Origin of the sequence: Pantoea sp. XY16, from assembly GCF_025153065.1 — a bacterium.
Classification (GTDB): Bacteria; Pseudomonadota; Gammaproteobacteria; order Enterobacterales; family Enterobacteriaceae; genus Pantoea; species Pantoea alfalfae.
Genome location: NZ_JANZNP010000018.1, coordinates 57,719 through 73,864, shown reverse-complemented (window position 1 = coordinate 73,864; position 16,146 = coordinate 57,719). Strand labels below are relative to the sequence as shown.

Here is a 16,146-nt window from a genome sequence, read left to right as displayed (position 1 = left end):
ATGATGAAAAGAGAACTTACCATTGCGGGCCTGATGGCCAGCCTGTCGGGGTTCGCCCCGGATACCCCGTGCGTGGCCCACATCTGGATGGCAGACGACTTTGAGGATATTGACCCGGAGCTTACGCCCGGTGAAGTGACTGCAGCGCTCGAACTGGCGGACTTGACGCTGGATGCTGATATCAGCCTCAGCTGGGATTTTATGCGCGACTGTGCAGAAAGCGTGAAGGCCCGGAGGGAAACTGAATGAATATCTGGCTGGTCAGTTATCAGGAAGAGGTGGGCAGCACCTCATACGAATACCACATGCTGCTCAGCGGGCAGGACTTTACGCTGGCCGAAGCCGCATGCGAAAGGATGGGCGAAAACTGGTGGCCACCGGAACGCCCCCTCTGCTCTCAGGGTTGCTACTGGCAGTTTGATCGGGGCAGCATCTGGCTCAAAAGTATCATTCTGCTTGATGAACGCGAGGCGGAGACGCTGAGTGGCCTGTGTTTTCTCGATGAGTGGCAGATAAGCGGTTCGCCGGATGCACCCGTCATCAGTGACGGTAGTGACTGCCGGTGGGAAGATTACCGGCCCTGATATTTTCACCCGATGCCTCCCCGACCGGCGGCATCTCTAAGGTTAACGATAAGGATGTCGCTTCGCTCCGTTCCTTTTGCCGCTTCCCGTCCTGCGGCCGGAAACCGGCAGGGATAAAGTGCCGTGCCCTCACTGTAGCCGGGCCGCTTCGCAGTCAAGGGAAGCTTCGCCGTCCTGCTCACCCGTTCCCCGCCGTGCGCGGGACATTCAGTCCGCTCCGGCGGCGCGTGCGGCTTGCGCGTCCGCCCCTGCCTGCTCCGCTTTACGCCCGTCTTTGTGGTGGTCACGGCACCACAGGGGTGCCCCCTGACACTGAGGAACATAACTATGTCCCGATTCATGCGTGGCGACAGCGTACAGATAATGGCCGGCTTTCCGGATAACAGCATCGACTTCATTCTGACCGATCCCCCGTACCTCGTCGGCTTTAAGGACCGGTCCGGCCGTTCAATCGCTAACGACGTGAGCGACGAGTGGGTACTGCCAGCCAGCCGCGAAATGTTCCGCGTGCTCAAAAACAACAGCCTGGCGGTGAGTTTCTACGGCTGGAATCGTGTGGACGTCTTCATGCAGGCATGGAAATCGGCGGGCTTTCGCGTCGTCGGGCACCTTGTGTTCACCAAAACCTATGCATCGAAATCGGCATTTGTCGGGTATCAGCATGAAAGCGCCTACCTGCTGGCCAAAGGGCGCCCGCCGCTGCCGGCGAAGCCCTTACCTGATGTGATGCCCTGGCAGTACACGGGCAACCGGCACCACCCGACCGAAAAGCCGGTAAGCGTGTTGCAGCCGCTTATCGAAACCTTCACGAAGCCCGGTGATCTGGTTTTAGACCCGTTTGCAGGCTCCGGCTCGACCTGCGTCGCCGCGGACCAATGCGGCCGCCGCTGGATCGGTATCGAACTGCTGGAGCAGTACCACACCGCCGGCCTGCGCCGCCTGGGAGAACTGCGCGCCGCCCGTGCCGCATAACGTATTTTCCGTAACCAGACCATAAGGACAGCACCATGACAGACCAGACACTGACGACCGAAAACGCGCAGCTTACCGACGACATTAACGACCTAGAGGAATCGCTTTACGAGTTTCACCTGCGGTTACGGGACATGACAAAGCGCCATCTTTTCCGCGGCGCGGCGCCGGCACAGAAAATGGCCGGGATGCTGATCGAGCAGATTGATACAGAACTGGTGGCGCTGTACCGGCGCGCTGCCGAGATGCGCGGCCACCTGAAATAACGGACGGGGCGGTCATTTTATGACCGCCTGCTGTCTGTACGCAGATACTGCGGCCGCTGCGCTTTTGTCCACAGGGTTACTGACCGGATATCTCCTCTGACGCCGGATGAAATCCGCCAGCTGCGCGCGCAGCAGACCGAACAGAACCGGGCGCTGGCTACGCCGGGTATCACAGCGGTGCCGCGCATCAGCGCACAGACTGTGAGTCTGCAGCCGGGCGCGAGCCTGCCGCTGGTGCGTACCGCCGTAAACTGGCCCGCCACGGTGAGCTTTATTGACAGTACGGGCGCGCCCTGGAAAATCTTAGGTGAACCGGTCTCTGGCTCCGCTGATATTGAAGTGAAGTGGATACCGGGTATGTCCTTTATGGTCATCACTGCAAAGCGCGATTTCGTGAACACGCTGGTGACTGTAGGACTGGAAGGCCTGCCGGTGCCGATTCAGATAAGCGTGATGAGCGGCGAGGCTGACACCGCCAAAAAAACCTGGACGGTGGATGCGCGCCTTGACTTGCGGATCCCTCGCCGCGGTCCAGGCGCAGCTCCAGACGCGCCGGGACCGTCACGTATCGGGCTGCACGACGACGTGCTGCAGGCGTTTCTGGACGGCGTGCCGCCATCGGGCGCAAAGCGCCTGAAGGTGACCGGCAGCGTGCCCGACACCGCGGTGTGGCAGCAGGGCGACGATCTCTACATTCGTTCGCGCGCGGACATCCGCGACGAGTTTGACACCACGCTATCCTCCGCCGACGGCACGCATTTGTGGAAGCTTCCGCTGACGCCGCGTGTGGCCTTCTCCGTTGATGGGCGTACCGAAGCCCTCAGTATTGCCCTGGAGTAATCATGAGCGATCAACAGAATACCGGCGGCAGCAACATCCGCCTGATGATAAGTCTGATAGCGGGTGGCATTGTGATATTCGCAGGCGGCGGCTACTGGCTGTGGAGCTACTTTGCCGCACCGGCGATCGAGCCCTCAAATGTCAATCTGACCCGCCTTGCAAGTACCGCACAGGTGGGCGCACAGGAGCAGCCTGACTACCGGGACCGGCTGCGTGAAAGCAACGCACTGGGCGCGCAGGCCGCCGCTGCCCGGAACACGAGCTTCATTGCCAGCATTCCGGCGCAGCAGGATGTGGTGACGCCTAAATCTGCTGTAGTTGTGGCTCCTGCTGCGACGTCTACGCCTCCACCGCGACAGCAGGCCGGCGGCCGAACACAGGAGCAGGAAAAATCGCTGGCTGAGACCCGTACAAAGTCGCTGAATGCTTTGCTTGCAAAGATGCAGATGGAGCCGAAAACAGATGAGCTGCCGACGGCTCAGCTGCTGGGAGGAAAAGAGAGTAGCTGGGCAAGCTGGCGTGATTCGCAGCCTGGCAGCTATGCACAGCAGGCCGCCGCGCGCAGCCGTCATGCCATCGAGAACACACCGCCGGCCTCTGTTGTAGTGGCGCCATACTGGCGCGGGCCGGGTGAGATTTACACCGGGGTTAACTCTGACAACGGCACCACGCCGGTGCTGGGCCGGATCACCACAGGTCAGTACGCTGGCGCGGTGCTGCAGGCGCCCGCGGGGGCGAAGCTGTCCGGCGATGGCGTGATTATTCACTTCACCACCATGGCGCTGAACGGACAGAACTACAAAGTAGATGCTTACGCGCTGCAGGATGACACGCTCGTAGCCAACATCGCGACTGACGTTGAGCATCACTATGTCCGACGCATTGTGCTGCCTGCAATCTTTAAGGGAATTGGCGCAACAGGTCAGCTTTACGCGCAGGCCAATACGCAGCTGCTGAGCAATGGCTTTAATACCGTTACCACACGTCCCTCCACGCCGGATGGAACAGCAGTCGCCGGGGTCATTGCAGGTGGTACGGCGGAGCAGGCGGCACAGGTGCTGGCCAGCGATGCCGCGCGACTGCCGGATCGTACCGTAACGGTGAAAAATGGCGAAGTGGTGGCCATCCAGTTTATGCGAGGCGTGTACAGCACCGATGCTGAATCACCGCAGGGAGTCATGTCCTCATCTGGCAGCCTCAGAACGTCTGACTCATTAAGCAGCAATCCGACACCTACCGCCGCAGACCTTCGCGCGGAAACGCAGGCGCGCATCCGCGCCGCTGAACAGAGAGGAAACGCCCGTGAATGAATTTGATCCGCAGCCGGCAGAAACTGCACCTGTGGCTCCAGCCGCGTCACCGCTCGCTGCAAAAAAACAGAGTCTGCTGACGCGCCCGGTGTTTCTGGGCTACTCGCTGCCCTGGATAATCGTTATCTTTCTGGGGCTGGGCGGCACGGCATGGTACCTGTTCTGGCCCGCTTCTTCCTCGCAGGATGCCAGCCAGCGTGCGTTTGGTCAGGACGCCGGGCTGGAAGCTGTCCAGTCACCTGCAGCCTCTGCACCGGTACCGCTGCAGACCGGCGGGCTCAGCGTTCCCGCGACCGTGAATACGGCACCTGCTGCCGGCAGCGTGCCGGATGACCTTGTCTCAATTCTCCGTGAGGGGCGGGAGTTTGAGGCGGCGAATCGTGAAGCTATTACGCGCCTTTCTGACACAGTGCGGGCACAGACTAAGGCACTGTCGGCGCTGCAGCAGCAGCTTGATGGAGTGGCGCAGGAGAACGTGCGGCTGGGCAATCTTGTCACCGTACTGGCAGTCCGTCCTGCTGCAGATGCCTCCCGGCCTGCCACAGGGCAAAAAGTAAAACGCTCAGCGCTTGCTGGCATGCGGCTGGAAAGTCTTCAGGAAGGTATGGCATGGGTGAGCTGGCAGGGCAGAACCTATGCCGTGCAGCCGGGAGACAGCCTGGGCGGTGTGACAGTGCGCGATATCAGCTCGGCGGAGCGCAGCGTTATGACCAGCGCTGGCGTGCTTCGCTAAGGAGGCGTCATGGGCAGTTCTCTTGACGGCATCCAGATGCTTTCTAACCTTGCCTCCGGGCTGCAGAGCACTTTCATCTCCCTGGCCCTGACGCTGGGATCGTTGTTCGGTGTACTGGGAGCCGGCGGGTTTCTTGCCCGTCAGTCCTGGCTTGCCCGCAAAGCACCCGGGCAGTCGGCGAGCGGCGGCGCAGTGGTGGCCTGGATACTGCTGTGCGGCTGCCTGGTAGGACTGGATCAACTTATTGGCGCGGGGGCGCGTCAGGTGGGGTGGCAGGTTTCATTTGACGCCATCAGTTATGTTGACCAGGGCACCTTCGGTCAGGGGGCCGTCGCCGCCAACGCCCTGCTGAGCCTGCTGCGAATGATAGGTGTGTGGTTCGTCCTCTCCGGCGTTCTGATGTGGCGTCGTTCCCGGAAAGACGGCCATTCCGGCTTGACTGCGGGCAACGACGTCAGCAGCGGCACAGTCAAATTTATTATCGGCGTGATGTTTGTGTGTAACCCCTATCTGCTTGACGCCTTACAGAAAACACTCGGCCTGCTCTGACGCAGCCGTTCAGTCTTACGTCCACACGGACGAACTCAACTGGCCATCCGGCCATCATTTAAAGGAAAACACCATGCTTACTCGCCTTTACCGCGCGGCCTTTGCCCGCGCCCTTATGTTGTCTGAAAACCTGCGTCAGCTCACCCTGCGTGGCGTTTACGCCTGGGCCGCACTCATCTCTCCGTTGGCCATGGCTGACGGTGACCTGGCAGATATGGGTAAAAGTGCAGCCGAAGGTGCCAAATCTATCCAGACCAGCGGGATCATCATCATTCAGGTCATCGGTTTCTTTGCCGTCGCCGGCGGGCTCCTTTCGATCAAGGCCATGAAGAACAATCCACAGATTAAGGCCTGGATGATTGTTCTGGCTATCGGCGGTGGGTTACTGGCTATCGGGATCACGGAAATCATTAAGCGCGGCATGACGCAGGTGGGGCTCTCACCGGTTTCAATCAGTTAACGCCCCCTGCCGCCCTGCGGGGCGGCATTCTTGCACATCTCCTGTTAATTCCTCCGGAGTTCCATGATGAAAAACTTAATTCGCACTGCCTCAGCCTTCACGTTATCTGCCTGCCTGTGTGCCGGTGCGTTTGCCAGCCAGCCGGTGAGTGATGCTGACGTCAGCAGGAAGCTCGACCAACTGAACGTCACTGCGCAGGTTATCGACAGCCACCTGCAGCAGGTACTGGGGCAGCTGAACCAGAGCGCCGGAACCGGTACCTGCTGGCTGGAGGGTAAAGCCTACAGTCAGGGAGCGGAGGCAATGGTGGGCGGCAGCGAGTCCTACTGTAGTGTGCAGCCCAAAACGGGCTGGCCACAGTGGGAGAGTATGGCGGCTCTATCCCGTCCATTTCGCCGTTAAGCGCACTACACTGGTTTCTGCGGCAGCATTGATGTGGATTAGCTGACCAGTAGCCATTTCTTCTGACTGACATTATCCCCCTCTAATTTTTCATTTCCGACAGGGTATCACCATGAATCCTAATCACGCCCCGGTCTCGGCGGCGGGTTCACTGCTGCCGCTCACTCCGGACGTCAGCGGCGAAGAAACTCCACCGAGGCCAATACCTGCAAACGCCGGCTCTTCCTGCCGCTGTTGCGGTACTCGCGCGCAGCGTCTCTGGCAGGGCCCGGATGCGCAGCCGCTCTGCACACTCTGCTGGCTGACCCTGAATTTGGACAGCCCGACGGCAGCACACGGACACCTTGCCTGGCTGCCCGACGCGCAGCCGGCCGACCTCATTAACCTGCAGCGCCGTGCGCTTATCGGGCTGCACAGCGAAATTAAAGCGGTGCGCAAAGAGTCACGCAGAGTCTGGAATTGGCTCGCCCGCCATGCGCGTGAGGTCGAGGCCGAGTGGGGTACATCCCGCGCGCCGGAGTTTGCCGCAGCCTTTGCGCGGCTGCCCCCTCTGAAGCGGAAACTCATGCAGCAGCGGCTTGAAGGCTGCGTGCTTATATTGCCCGCTGACGTATTCAGCGACATTACCCTGCTGCTGCCGATGGGGCGCACCGCTGAAAGCGCCGTGCATACCCCGGCCTGGAATACCTATACCCGGAGCGACCTGTATGCCAAACCGCCTCATCCGCTGGACTGAAGAAATCATCACCGCTGCAACGCGCTTTGCCGTGTCGCGCGATCTGCCTGATTACGGTGACCTCGAAACTGTGGTGCGCCTGACCGAAGACGACCGCATCCGCCACCCGGAGCTGAGCGCGCCGTACATCATGGTTACGCACAAAGGCGACTACCTCTCGGTGTTTGAAATCTCAGGCAGCTACCGTGAATCTGACGAAAATCTGGCGTCCTCGCATGATGACTCGTGGCAGGGTCGCCTGCAGCGTATGACCGAGACGCTGACCGCGCACTATCGCTACATGGGACACCGTATCAGCATCGTGCACGAGTGCGATCCTGCCGGGGGCGCGGACGAAGTCAGGCGGCTGCTGCTGCCACAGTATCAGTCTCTGAAGCGTACCGGACTGAAGCTGCAGTATCTGCTCGACGAACAGGTGCAAAAGCTCAAGCCATGGGTGAACCGCGAACGCACCTGGCTTGTGTGCTATACCGGGCGCGGCGTGCTGGCTGGGCACGAATTGCGTGATGAAAATGCACGTCTTAGTGACCTTATGAAGGCAAGCCCCACCGCTGCATTCGGGCAGAACCCGCTGATTACCGAACTGGCGGGACTTAAAATCCGTCATGACGCTTTTCTTTCGCAGGTGGAACGCGCGCTGGGCGACAGTGGTAAGGGTGTGCTAATGCGCCGCATCGATGCCCATGAGGCAGGTCGCGTGCTGCGCACGCAGATTGATCCGGGCACTGGCGCTGCCTGGCAACCTTTGCTTCCCGATGACCGCATTATTCCCCGCGGGGTGCGCCAGGGGGCAGATGCAACAGCGCTACTGGCACCCTGGCTGAACTTTCAGGTGATGGGTACATACGTCGACGAGATTCGCAATAACCTACTGAAAATTAACGGTGTATGGCACGGTACGGTGGCAGTGAATCTTGGGCCGCAGAATCCGCAAAGTTTTGCAAAGCTTCGCGAGCTTATTCCGCGCAGCGTTCCGTTCCGTATCCGTCAGGACCTGATGCCGGGCGGCATGCACCGGCTGGGCGGTAAACAGGCAGTCTTAAGCTTTACTGAGTGGGTGCCGGGGCTGAAGCCGATTTTTCAGTCGATTTCTCTGCTGGCCGAGCGCGAGATGCACGAGCCGGTATGCGTAATGACCATCACCGCTGCAACCTGGGGAGATTCGCCGGAGACCGTGACGCGCAACCTCACGCTGCTACAGCAGGCGCTGACTTCATGGGGGATCTGTGGCGTGACCCAGACCTTTGGTGATCCGGTAAAGGCATGGGTGGCCACACTCACAGCGTCATCTGCGGCAAGCGGACCGTGCCTGATGTATCCGCCGCTGTCCGAGGCGCTGAACCTGATGCCACTCACCCGTCCGACTACCGCATGGAGTGAAGAAGGCAACGCGATGTTTATCTCGCCTGACGGCAGGCTGATGCCAGTGGCACTCGCAGCGTCTAATCAGACCAAGAAAACCACTATCGTGGCGGGCGAATCCGGCGGCGGAAAATCGGTACTGATCAACCGTCAGTCAATTATTCTCGCAATGTCCGCCCAGAAGCAGCTTCCCTTCTATGCCGGCATCGATAAAGGGTTCAGCTCCGTGGGCATGGTGTCAATACTGCATGCAGGGCTACCGCCGGAGCGTCATGATGAGGTGCTCAGCATTGTCCTGCGCAACGATGCAACGCACTGTCGAAACCTGTTTGATATCCAGCTGGGCCTGACTGCGCCGCTGAGTTACGAGTCAACATTTATGCTGAACGCCTTGTCGGCGCTCTGTATTGACCCCGGAACCGGCATACCACCCAACGGTCGCGATTCGCCAATGATCCTGCGTCGTCTGGTCAGCGATTCATTTAAGGCGTGCCGTGAGGATCCGCGGCGCTACGAGCCAGGGCTTGTGCCGGAGGTTGATACGGCGCTGAGTGATGCCGGTATATGGGAGGCGCATCCGGACTACCGCGAAAACGCCTCCTGGTATGAAGTGCGTGACCTGCTGCAGGACGCCGGCCACACGGTTGCGTCGCAGCGTGCACAGTTCCAGGCAGTGCCGGAGCTTGCCGACATGGCACCCCGGCTGCTCAGCGAAGATTACAGGAGTATGTACGGCAATATTCAGCGCGACGGCAGCAACGAGCCGCTAATTGAATATATCGCCCGATGCCTACGTGACGCCTGCGCGCAGTACCGCATGTTTGCCGGACGCACGCGCTTCATGATAAGTCCGAAGGCTCGAGTCATCACGGTCGACATTCAGTATGTCGCTGGCGACAAGTCTCCGGCGGGTTACCTGCAGACTGGCATGATGTATCTGTTCGCCGGACATATTGCTGGCGGTGACTTCGTGCTGCCGCAGTATCAGGACGAGCTTTTCCCTGAATTGCACGAACGCTGGCATGCGATACACCGCGCCCGCGTTCAACAGCTTGATGAAGAGGTCAAAACCAAACAATACGACGAACTGCATAACGCCAAAGGTGTGCCCTTTATCTTCCCTATGCTTGAGACCGACAACCGCGAGGAGAGAAAGTTTGGTGTGCGTACCGTGCTGTCCTCGCAGTACTTCCGAGACATGCCCGATGCGCTTCGCCAGTCTGCGAACAACGTCTATATGGTTGGTGTTGACCCGGAAGATCGCAAGCTACTGCAGGAGCGCTTTAAAGTGCCGAACGTGACGCTGGACCGCTTTGAGCGCATTGGCAGCGGTCCCGCAGCCGACGGCAGCGGCGTGCCATTCCTTGGTATCTTCCGCATCAAAGGGGGCAGCACCATTGCCCACATTATGAAAAACACAGTAGGCCCGGAGGAGCTGTGGGGTCACAGCACCACGCCGGTAGATATGTCGCTGCGCCGCACTCTTGAGAAAGATGTTGGCGCCGAAACATCCCGCCGCATTCTCGGACGCTTCTTCCCTAATGGCAGTGCTGAAAAATTCATAGAGCACCGCCGCCGCACTGCTGGCGAAACGGGCGGAGAGAGCGTTATCCGCGCGCTTGCCACCGAGCTTATCGATCAACAGGGCTACGACCTCTGACCCTTCTGGAGTTCTGACATGCAATCATCCACACATTGGCGCCCCGCGGGGCGCAGGTGGCTTGCCGCCTGCGTGCTGGCGGCGCTTTCCCCTTGCGCACTGGCCTATCCCACTGAGGAATTGAGCAGCGTCCCGACTGAGACGCTGGTCGTGCCGGCGCTGCAGACTATGCAGGCAACGCTGGCTGAAATCCTGTCGGCTGAGAAGGAAACCGGTACGGCAGTGGTGCAGTCCTCAGACAAAACCACCACAGCCATTACAGAAGCAGCGCGTACACAGCGCGAGGCGGACAACTTTAACCGCCAGGTGGACCGGTTGGAGAAGGCGCGGTCGGCCTACTCGGTGCCGGACGCCATCTGCAGCGAGTCGGCCTCCGGTACGGCTGCGCAGGTGAGTCAGGCAACCCGGGCGTCGGCATCAAGGCTGGCCGGTGGCGGCGGGGTTTCGAGCAGGGCCGTGCGTGAAACGCTGGCCAGTCTGCCCGTTGCACCCCGGCAGGGCGGCTACCGTAGCGCGCTTATTCATGCTGCCTACTGTACGGCGGAGGAGGCGAAGCTTTACGGCGGCACCGGCCTGTGCCCGGGTGTCTCAGCCCTGCCGGGCGGCGATACGGAGGCGCGCTCACTCTATGACGGCGCAGGCGAAGCGGGAAAAGCACCGGAGCTAACCTTTACCCAAGCGCAGACGGACGCGGCAATGGCGTATGTAAGCAACTCCGCGAAGCTTGACGCGGGGCGCACGCCGGGCAAGGGCGAAATCCAGACCGCTACCGGTCAGGAGTATCAGGGCCTGCTCACGCAGTACAAGGCGATGCAGAGTGCCGCGATGCAGCCGCAGCTCGACATGGTAGCGGCGAGTCAGCCGCAGGACGCCACTCAGGTCGCACTCACCGAGGCGCGGCAGGCACCGTCAGCAGAAAGTTACTTTCAGCAGACTGCATCCGCGCAGGCCAAACAGACCGGCACCATGAGCGAGCGCGAGTTTGAAGCGTTCGAGGTCGGGCGCCGCTATGCCAATACCGCGTGGGTTACTGACCTGCAGGCTATGGACGGCGACAACCTGGCACGCGAAATGGCTCGTCAGCAGAGTCTGGCCAACTGGCTGGCGCTCGGCATCAAAAACGAGCTGCGTCAAGCCAACATCATAAGTGGCCAGCAGCTGGCCCTGGCGGCAAAAAATGAGTACGCCCCGCAGCTGCAGGCCCTGTCCACGCAGATGAGCGCCGGCGTCAGCGCACAGTAATTCTTCCGGAGAGAACATGACAACGATCGAGACCTTTGCGCCGGACGCCGACGCACTTTTTTCCCTGCTGGACGCGGGCGCCGGTCCGGTGCTGGTAAATGACCCCTGCGGCGCATTATGGGAAGCTTTCTGGCACGCGCCGCACCGGAAAAACGTGTGGCAGGCCTGGCGGCTGGCACCCGGTCAGACTCAGGAAGGCGACGTCTGGGACGCGCTGGGTGCGCTGCGACACGTGCACGCCGGGGACGGTGCCACAGCGCTGGCTGCCGCGCTGTTTCCGCCAGCGACCCACACTGATCTGACGCGCCACCTCATGACCTGCGTCATGGCCTTTGCCGGAGACACGGGACATTTTAACGGTCAGTCTTCCGGACTTGGTGCACTGGCTGGCCAGCTCTGGGCTGATGACCTCTGGGGGGCTATTGCACGATGGAGCCGCCAGTATCCGTATCATCCTTCACTGCAGTCAGCGCGCAGGTTGCTAACGCTTGAGGGGGCCAGCGAATCGGTGCTGGCCATCTCTGACAGCATGACCATCTTTCACCATCCGCACGTGGCAGAAACGTTCACGGGCGCACCCGGATTTCGCCTCAGTACGCTGAGACAGCGCCCGGGACAGGTCATCTTCCTGACGCCGGACATCCGCTGCATGGAAAGCGACGAGCTGACGTCGGTGTATGGCTTTCTGATGCGCGCGCTGCAGGCAATGGCGTCGCTTCATAACGTCACGTTCTCGCTCGCAGAGCCTGTCAGGGCTGAAGAAGGAGGCGCCAGTGAAACCGTCTGATTCAGGAAACCCTGTGGAGAATGTAAAAAAAGCCCGCGTGACCCCGAAGCGCGCCGGCTGGATAGCGCTGAATATTTTTCTGCCGGCGTGGGAGGTATCGAGCGTGACGCGTCATGCAGGGCGCAATGTGTCGCGCCTGTGGCAGCGCATCCGGGAAGTTACTGCTGGCCGTGGTGCTGGAGATTATCGCCCCGCAGACTGGTCACAGGCGGTTGAAGACAGCGGTCTCACACCAGTGCGTCTTGCACGTAACCTGCGCGTTAGCCGCTGGATCTGGTGGGGGCTGATGTGGCTGACCGGCCTGCCGGTCATGGGTTTCCTGATGATGCTGATTGCCGCAGGCAGCAGCATCGGCGGCACCGGCTGGCTGCGAGTAGGGTGCGTGATGATCGTGCTCCTGCTGCTCGCCCTGACCGGCTTCGTGCAGGCACTGGCGGTGAGCTATCGCCTGTGGCAGCTCACGGAGAGGCGGGTTTCGACGTCAGAAAGAGGCAGTTTTCAGGATTACCTGCAGGAGACGCGATGGTGCCGTCAGGTGCTGAGCGGCGGCCTGCTTACGGGAGTAAAAATCTATGAGAAGTAAAAAGCGTGAACAGGTTCTTATCCAGTTGATAACGTTGCTGGATAACGCCCGTCTGGGTGAGCGAAAGGAAACTATTTTAAACCTGTTACACAGTGCGCGACGCGCCATCCGGGAACGGGAAGTCTTTAACGCCCAGCAGCACACTACTGAGGCTCTTGGCCAGTTGCGCAAAGCGCGTCACAGCCTACGGGTCTCTGGCGCAAATGAGCAGGAGATCACTGTGCTTGAGAATGCGGTTGTCATGTTGCTTCCTGTGCAGGACGAAGCCGATGCGGACTCGTACGCTTATTTTATTGTGTGTTCACTGGAGTTTCGGTATTTGCTGTTATTTCTGATCTTTGCTGCAGGATTAGCTGTCGCCTTCGTACGATCTACTGGTCAACTGCCGGGATTTTGAAAAAGGAGTAAAGCAATGTATATGCAACTTGATGTGTTTGCCGACCTGCTGAGAGTAAGGTCAGGAGAGTTGCTTCACGCTGTACGCACGACAGGTGAGCTGGATGGCATGAGGCTGCCTGTCCGCATACAGGTGCGCGGCGCAGCCGTAATGTTCGATCAGACCGAGGCCATGGATTTTGCAGCGCGATGGCACGGTCGGGAACCGGATAACAACGCCGATTCCTCTGGAGCACCGCTAATGACGCTCGATGCTTTTGCAAAACAGGCAGACATCGCGCCGCTGGCTCTCTGGCAGGCTGTCTGTAGTGGTAAGCGGCTGCGTGGTATTACGCTGCCTGTTCCTGTCAGGTCTGAAGGGCAGCTGCTGTTTGAGCCAGCTGCGGTTAGCCGGTTTATCTGCACCCTGCGGTGCGTATCGAACGGAGGTGATTAATGACCCGAACTGAATGGTTGTATAAATTCCGCCGTATTCATAATTCGGACACGCTCGAAAAGGTTTATGAACACGTGAGTTACACCGGAGATGCTGCCGAAATATTTGTGATGACACAGGCATATGATCACCGTAAAGCGGAGCTCGCTACGGGTAAATTGTTTGATCGTGTACCGCAGCACGTGTGGCATTTTGTGAAGTAACCCTTTCTGACGCCGCCCTCAGCCGGTAATCAGCTGGCATAATCAGGAACACATATCATGTTTAAAAACGCACTGAGCTTCATCGCCCTGGTGGGCGGTATAGTGCTTGTCATGTTCTTATGCAGGTCGCAGGCACAGCCCCTTTTGGAGGCTGCTTTTACAGGAGACTTGCCCCCTACGGGATGGGTTATCTTGGGTTATCTGGGCCTTATTGGGACAGCATGCGCGCTAGTGCTTCCGGCGACTGTTGTTGTCATCGTTATCTGTCTGATTAGCAGTACGGCAGACGTATCTAAGCGCTATATGAACCTTATCCTGCGAGACGTCGCTGCACTCCCCTGCGGCCGCTGATACGCCCCCCTGATATGACCGCACAGGCGGCATCCACTCTTTCCTATCCGGTCAGCACCTGACCCGCAGGTAAATCATGAAGCTCTTGACTAAAATTCAGGCGGCGGCTTTGCTGTGCGCCGCGTCCTGCCCAGCGTTAGCCGACGGCGTGGACTACCAGACCATCAGCGATGCCGCCAGCAAGACAGGTGACCTTTCCCGTCAGGCGCTGGTTATGATTTTCGGCGACGTGGTACTCACACCGTTTCAGCCCGGGCAGGCCACACTTATCGGGTCGCTGTTTGCGCTGCTGAACGGCGTGCTGTGCGCGGTGGCACTGGTATGGTTCCTAATCGTTACGCTAAAAACCTTATTTAAAGGTGGGCAGGACGGTAAAGTTTTCAGCGCCGGTCGCTCAATGCTGCACCCGGTGATGAGTTTTGCTGGCTTTATTACACTCATTCCGACCGCCTCGGGCTGGTCATTGTCGCAGCTGGTCATGTTGTGGGCGGCATCGACCATGGGCATTGGCAGCGCTAATCTGTTTACAGATAAGGCGGCCGACTTGATAAGCAGCGGCATGTCGCTGGTCGTGCAGCCCACGGCACCCTCCACGCGATCGGCGGCGCGCGCAGTGTTTGAGATGAACCTGTGTAAGTACGCAACCAACAGTGAACTGTCCTCGCTCTATCAGGACGGTCAGGCGCGGACGGCGCTCATGCAGACTAAGGGCGGGAACGGCGACTACACCACTGGCAACGGCAGTGCGCTATGCGGCAGTGCCCGCATCCCGGAGCCTTCGACCGGCGTTATAGATAGCCTGTTTGGATCAGCGGTAAATACAGCCAGTGTCACTACGGCGTCGCGTGGGGCACTGGATACCATGCAGTCCACGCTCGATGCAGCCGCACAAGCTTATGTCACCAGTTATTTAAGCCGGCGTGACCAGGACAGCGGAACGCTGGCTGACCCTGAAACAAGTATTCAGAACGCAGCGGCTGCGTATGAGACTACGGTGAATAATGCGCTGAACCAGCTGAACTACAAGGACTCGCTGCAGAGTCAGCTGACAGCGCAGCTCAAAACCTACGGCTGGATTTCGCTGGGTGCTTGGTACAATACGTTTGCGACGGCCAATAGCAAAACGAATGAAGTGGCCAATGCAGCTCCGGTAACTTCTGGAGCGAGTCTGCAAGGAGAGACTGGAACCGGTGACCTATATCATCAGGTGTTTACGGCCTATCGGTCACAGTTGCAGAACAGCACTTATACGGCTCCGCTGGGTACGCAGACGTCTAAAGATGATGGGGCTGCACTAAACGCAACTGACTCAAGCGCTGTATTCGTGAGCTTTTATAAAAGTCCGATGCAGAAAATCACAACAGCAATAGCTACAAATGAATTTGGGACTGATGCGGATTTCTCACATCAGGTTAATCCTCTAATCAAGATGCAAATTATCGGTGACTTTACCCTGGGCGCCACTGAGACAGCCTTAGCTGCTTATACATTGACACTTGCGGCGGCATCTACTGCTGATAATTCAGTGTTAGGCAAAATTGGAGGGTTACTATTCGTTAATCCGGGAGCTGTTGTTAAAGATGTTCTGACGGAACTTTCGACGCCTTTTTACTTCGTCATGTTACTTCTTTTTGCAGTAGGGTTTTCCCTTGCAGTCTTCCTGCCTGCGGTACCTTTCCTGTACTGGATGGTCGGAGTCTTTAACTGGATTGTCAGCGTCATGGTGGGTTGTGCTGCAGGGCCGATGTGGTCGGCTACACATTTAGGGGCCGAGGAAGATAAGGGAAGCCGCAGCGCATATGGCTATATCTTTCTTATCGACATGATGCTGCGTCCCTCACTAATGGTGCTCGGGTTCTTCTTTGCATCTGTAGCGGTGATGGCAGGAGGAACACTCCTGAACCTGCTGTTCGGGACTGGATTAGCAAATGCTAATGCTGATTCAATTATGGGATTAGTGAAAATGATTGGCTGGTTGCTAATTTACGCACGTATAGCGACTTTCGGTGTTACGCGCGTATTTGGCCTTCAGGCCACGCTTGCGGATTATGTGATTACCTTCCTGGGCGGTGCAGGTATGGCAGGAATCATGGGCGGACTGGTTGATGACGTTAAGGGGATGTTTGCGGCTGCAGGTGGCGGCGCTCGTAGAGTTCCAGGCCTGCAAAAATCACCTAATAGCGGTTCACCAAAAGAAGATGGGATTAAGTAATTACACCTGGCTTTATTTACAGTCGTGCGTATAATTTAATCAGAGGAATTGCCGCAGGAGGC

General features: G+C 58.8%; 19 protein-coding genes. All 19 read left to right on the top strand.

The window, feature by feature from the left end; translation table 11 throughout:
* Positions 1-3: 3 nt before the first annotated feature.
* The 19 genes from N1689_RS20990 to N1689_RS20900 all read left to right on the top strand — a co-directional run bounded on the left by N1689_RS20990 (position 4) and on the right by N1689_RS20900 (position 16,084).
* A complete protein-coding gene (locus N1689_RS20990) occupies positions 4-249 on the top strand; it encodes a hypothetical protein (RefSeq protein ID WP_260060124.1) in 246 nt (81 codons plus the stop codon).
* Complete coding sequence (locus N1689_RS20985) at positions 246-584, top strand: hypothetical protein (protein WP_260060122.1); 339 nt, start codon at positions 246-248, stop codon at positions 582-584. Before N1689_RS20990 ends, N1689_RS20985 begins: the two co-directional genes overlap by 4 nt.
* Positions 585-911: 327 nt before the next feature.
* On the top strand, positions 912-1,556 hold the full coding sequence (locus tag N1689_RS20980) for a DNA methyltransferase (protein ID WP_260060120.1): 645 nt from the start codon (positions 912-914) through the stop codon (positions 1,554-1,556).
* Between the two features lie 35 nt (positions 1,557-1,591).
* The gene (locus N1689_RS20975; protein ID WP_094106184.1) at positions 1,592-1,822 is read left to right on the top strand and encodes a hypothetical protein; all 231 of its coding nucleotides are present in this window, start codon (positions 1,592-1,594) and stop codon (positions 1,820-1,822) included.
* A gap of 27 nt (positions 1,823-1,849) precedes the next feature.
* The gene (locus tag N1689_RS20970) at positions 1,850-2,662 is read left to right on the top strand and encodes a DotH/IcmK family type IV secretion protein (protein WP_311202152.1); all 813 of its coding nucleotides are present in this window, start codon (positions 1,850-1,852) and stop codon (positions 2,660-2,662) included.
* A gap of 2 nt (positions 2,663-2,664) precedes the next feature.
* Complete coding sequence (gene traO / locus N1689_RS20965) at positions 2,665-3,972, top strand: conjugal transfer protein TraO (RefSeq protein WP_260060116.1); 1,308 nt, start codon at positions 2,665-2,667, stop codon at positions 3,970-3,972.
* Entirely contained in the window at positions 3,965-4,705 is a 741-nt protein-coding gene (gene traP / locus N1689_RS20960; protein WP_260060115.1) for a conjugal transfer protein TraP, read from the top strand. The genes traO and traP overlap by 8 nt, the downstream gene beginning before the upstream one ends.
* 9 nt (positions 4,706-4,714) lie before the next feature.
* Positions 4,715-5,254 carry a conjugal transfer protein TraQ gene (gene traQ, locus N1689_RS20955; protein ID WP_163658933.1) on the top strand — a complete coding sequence of 180 codons (540 nt, stop codon included), beginning with the start codon at positions 4,715-4,717 and terminating at the stop codon, positions 5,252-5,254.
* A gap of 73 nt (positions 5,255-5,327) precedes the next feature.
* On the top strand, positions 5,328-5,714 hold the full coding sequence (locus N1689_RS20950) for a DUF6750 family protein (RefSeq protein ID WP_260060112.1): 387 nt from the start codon (positions 5,328-5,330) through the stop codon (positions 5,712-5,714).
* Positions 5,715-5,777: 63 nt separating this feature from the next.
* Entirely contained in the window at positions 5,778-6,116 is a 339-nt protein-coding gene (locus N1689_RS20945) for a hypothetical protein (protein WP_260060110.1), read from the top strand.
* Positions 6,117-6,228: 112 nt separating this feature from the next.
* Complete coding sequence (locus N1689_RS20940; RefSeq protein WP_260060108.1) at positions 6,229-6,852, top strand: conjugal transfer protein; 624 nt, start codon at positions 6,229-6,231, stop codon at positions 6,850-6,852.
* Positions 6,824-9,874: an ATP-binding protein gene (locus N1689_RS20935; protein WP_260060106.1), complete on the top strand. Its 3,051-nt coding sequence runs from the start codon at positions 6,824-6,826 to the stop codon at positions 9,872-9,874. Before N1689_RS20940 ends, N1689_RS20935 begins: the two co-directional genes overlap by 29 nt.
* Before the next feature lie 18 nt (positions 9,875-9,892).
* Positions 9,893-11,116, top strand: coding sequence for a conjugal transfer protein TraW (gene traW, locus N1689_RS20930; protein WP_260060104.1), 1,224 nt, complete (start codon positions 9,893-9,895; stop codon positions 11,114-11,116).
* 16 nt (positions 11,117-11,132) lie between these two features.
* Entirely contained in the window at positions 11,133-11,903 is a 771-nt protein-coding gene (locus tag N1689_RS20925; RefSeq protein WP_260060103.1) for a prepilin peptidase-dependent protein, read from the top strand.
* 13 nt (positions 11,904-11,916) lie between these two features.
* A complete protein-coding gene (gene traX, locus N1689_RS20920; protein ID WP_260060101.1) occupies positions 11,917-12,486 on the top strand; it encodes a conjugal transfer protein TraX in 570 nt (189 codons plus the stop codon).
* Positions 12,476-12,883, top strand: coding sequence for a hypothetical protein (locus N1689_RS20915; RefSeq protein WP_260060099.1), 408 nt, complete (start codon positions 12,476-12,478; stop codon positions 12,881-12,883). The genes traX and N1689_RS20915 overlap by 11 nt, the downstream gene beginning before the upstream one ends.
* Positions 12,884-12,904: 21 nt before the next feature.
* Entirely contained in the window at positions 12,905-13,318 is a 414-nt protein-coding gene (locus N1689_RS20910; RefSeq protein WP_260060098.1) for a hypothetical protein, read from the top strand.
* Positions 13,318-13,521 carry an Hha/YmoA family nucleoid-associated regulatory protein gene (locus N1689_RS20905; RefSeq protein ID WP_107320554.1) on the top strand — a complete coding sequence of 68 codons (204 nt, stop codon included), beginning with the start codon at positions 13,318-13,320 and terminating at the stop codon, positions 13,519-13,521. The genes N1689_RS20910 and N1689_RS20905 overlap by 1 nt, the downstream gene beginning before the upstream one ends.
* 427 nt (positions 13,522-13,948) lie before the next feature.
* Positions 13,949-16,084 (top strand): DotA/TraY family protein, encoded by a 2,136-nt coding sequence (locus N1689_RS20900; RefSeq protein ID WP_260060096.1) that lies wholly within the window; start codon positions 13,949-13,951, stop codon positions 16,082-16,084.
* Positions 16,085-16,146: the final 62 nt, after the last annotated feature.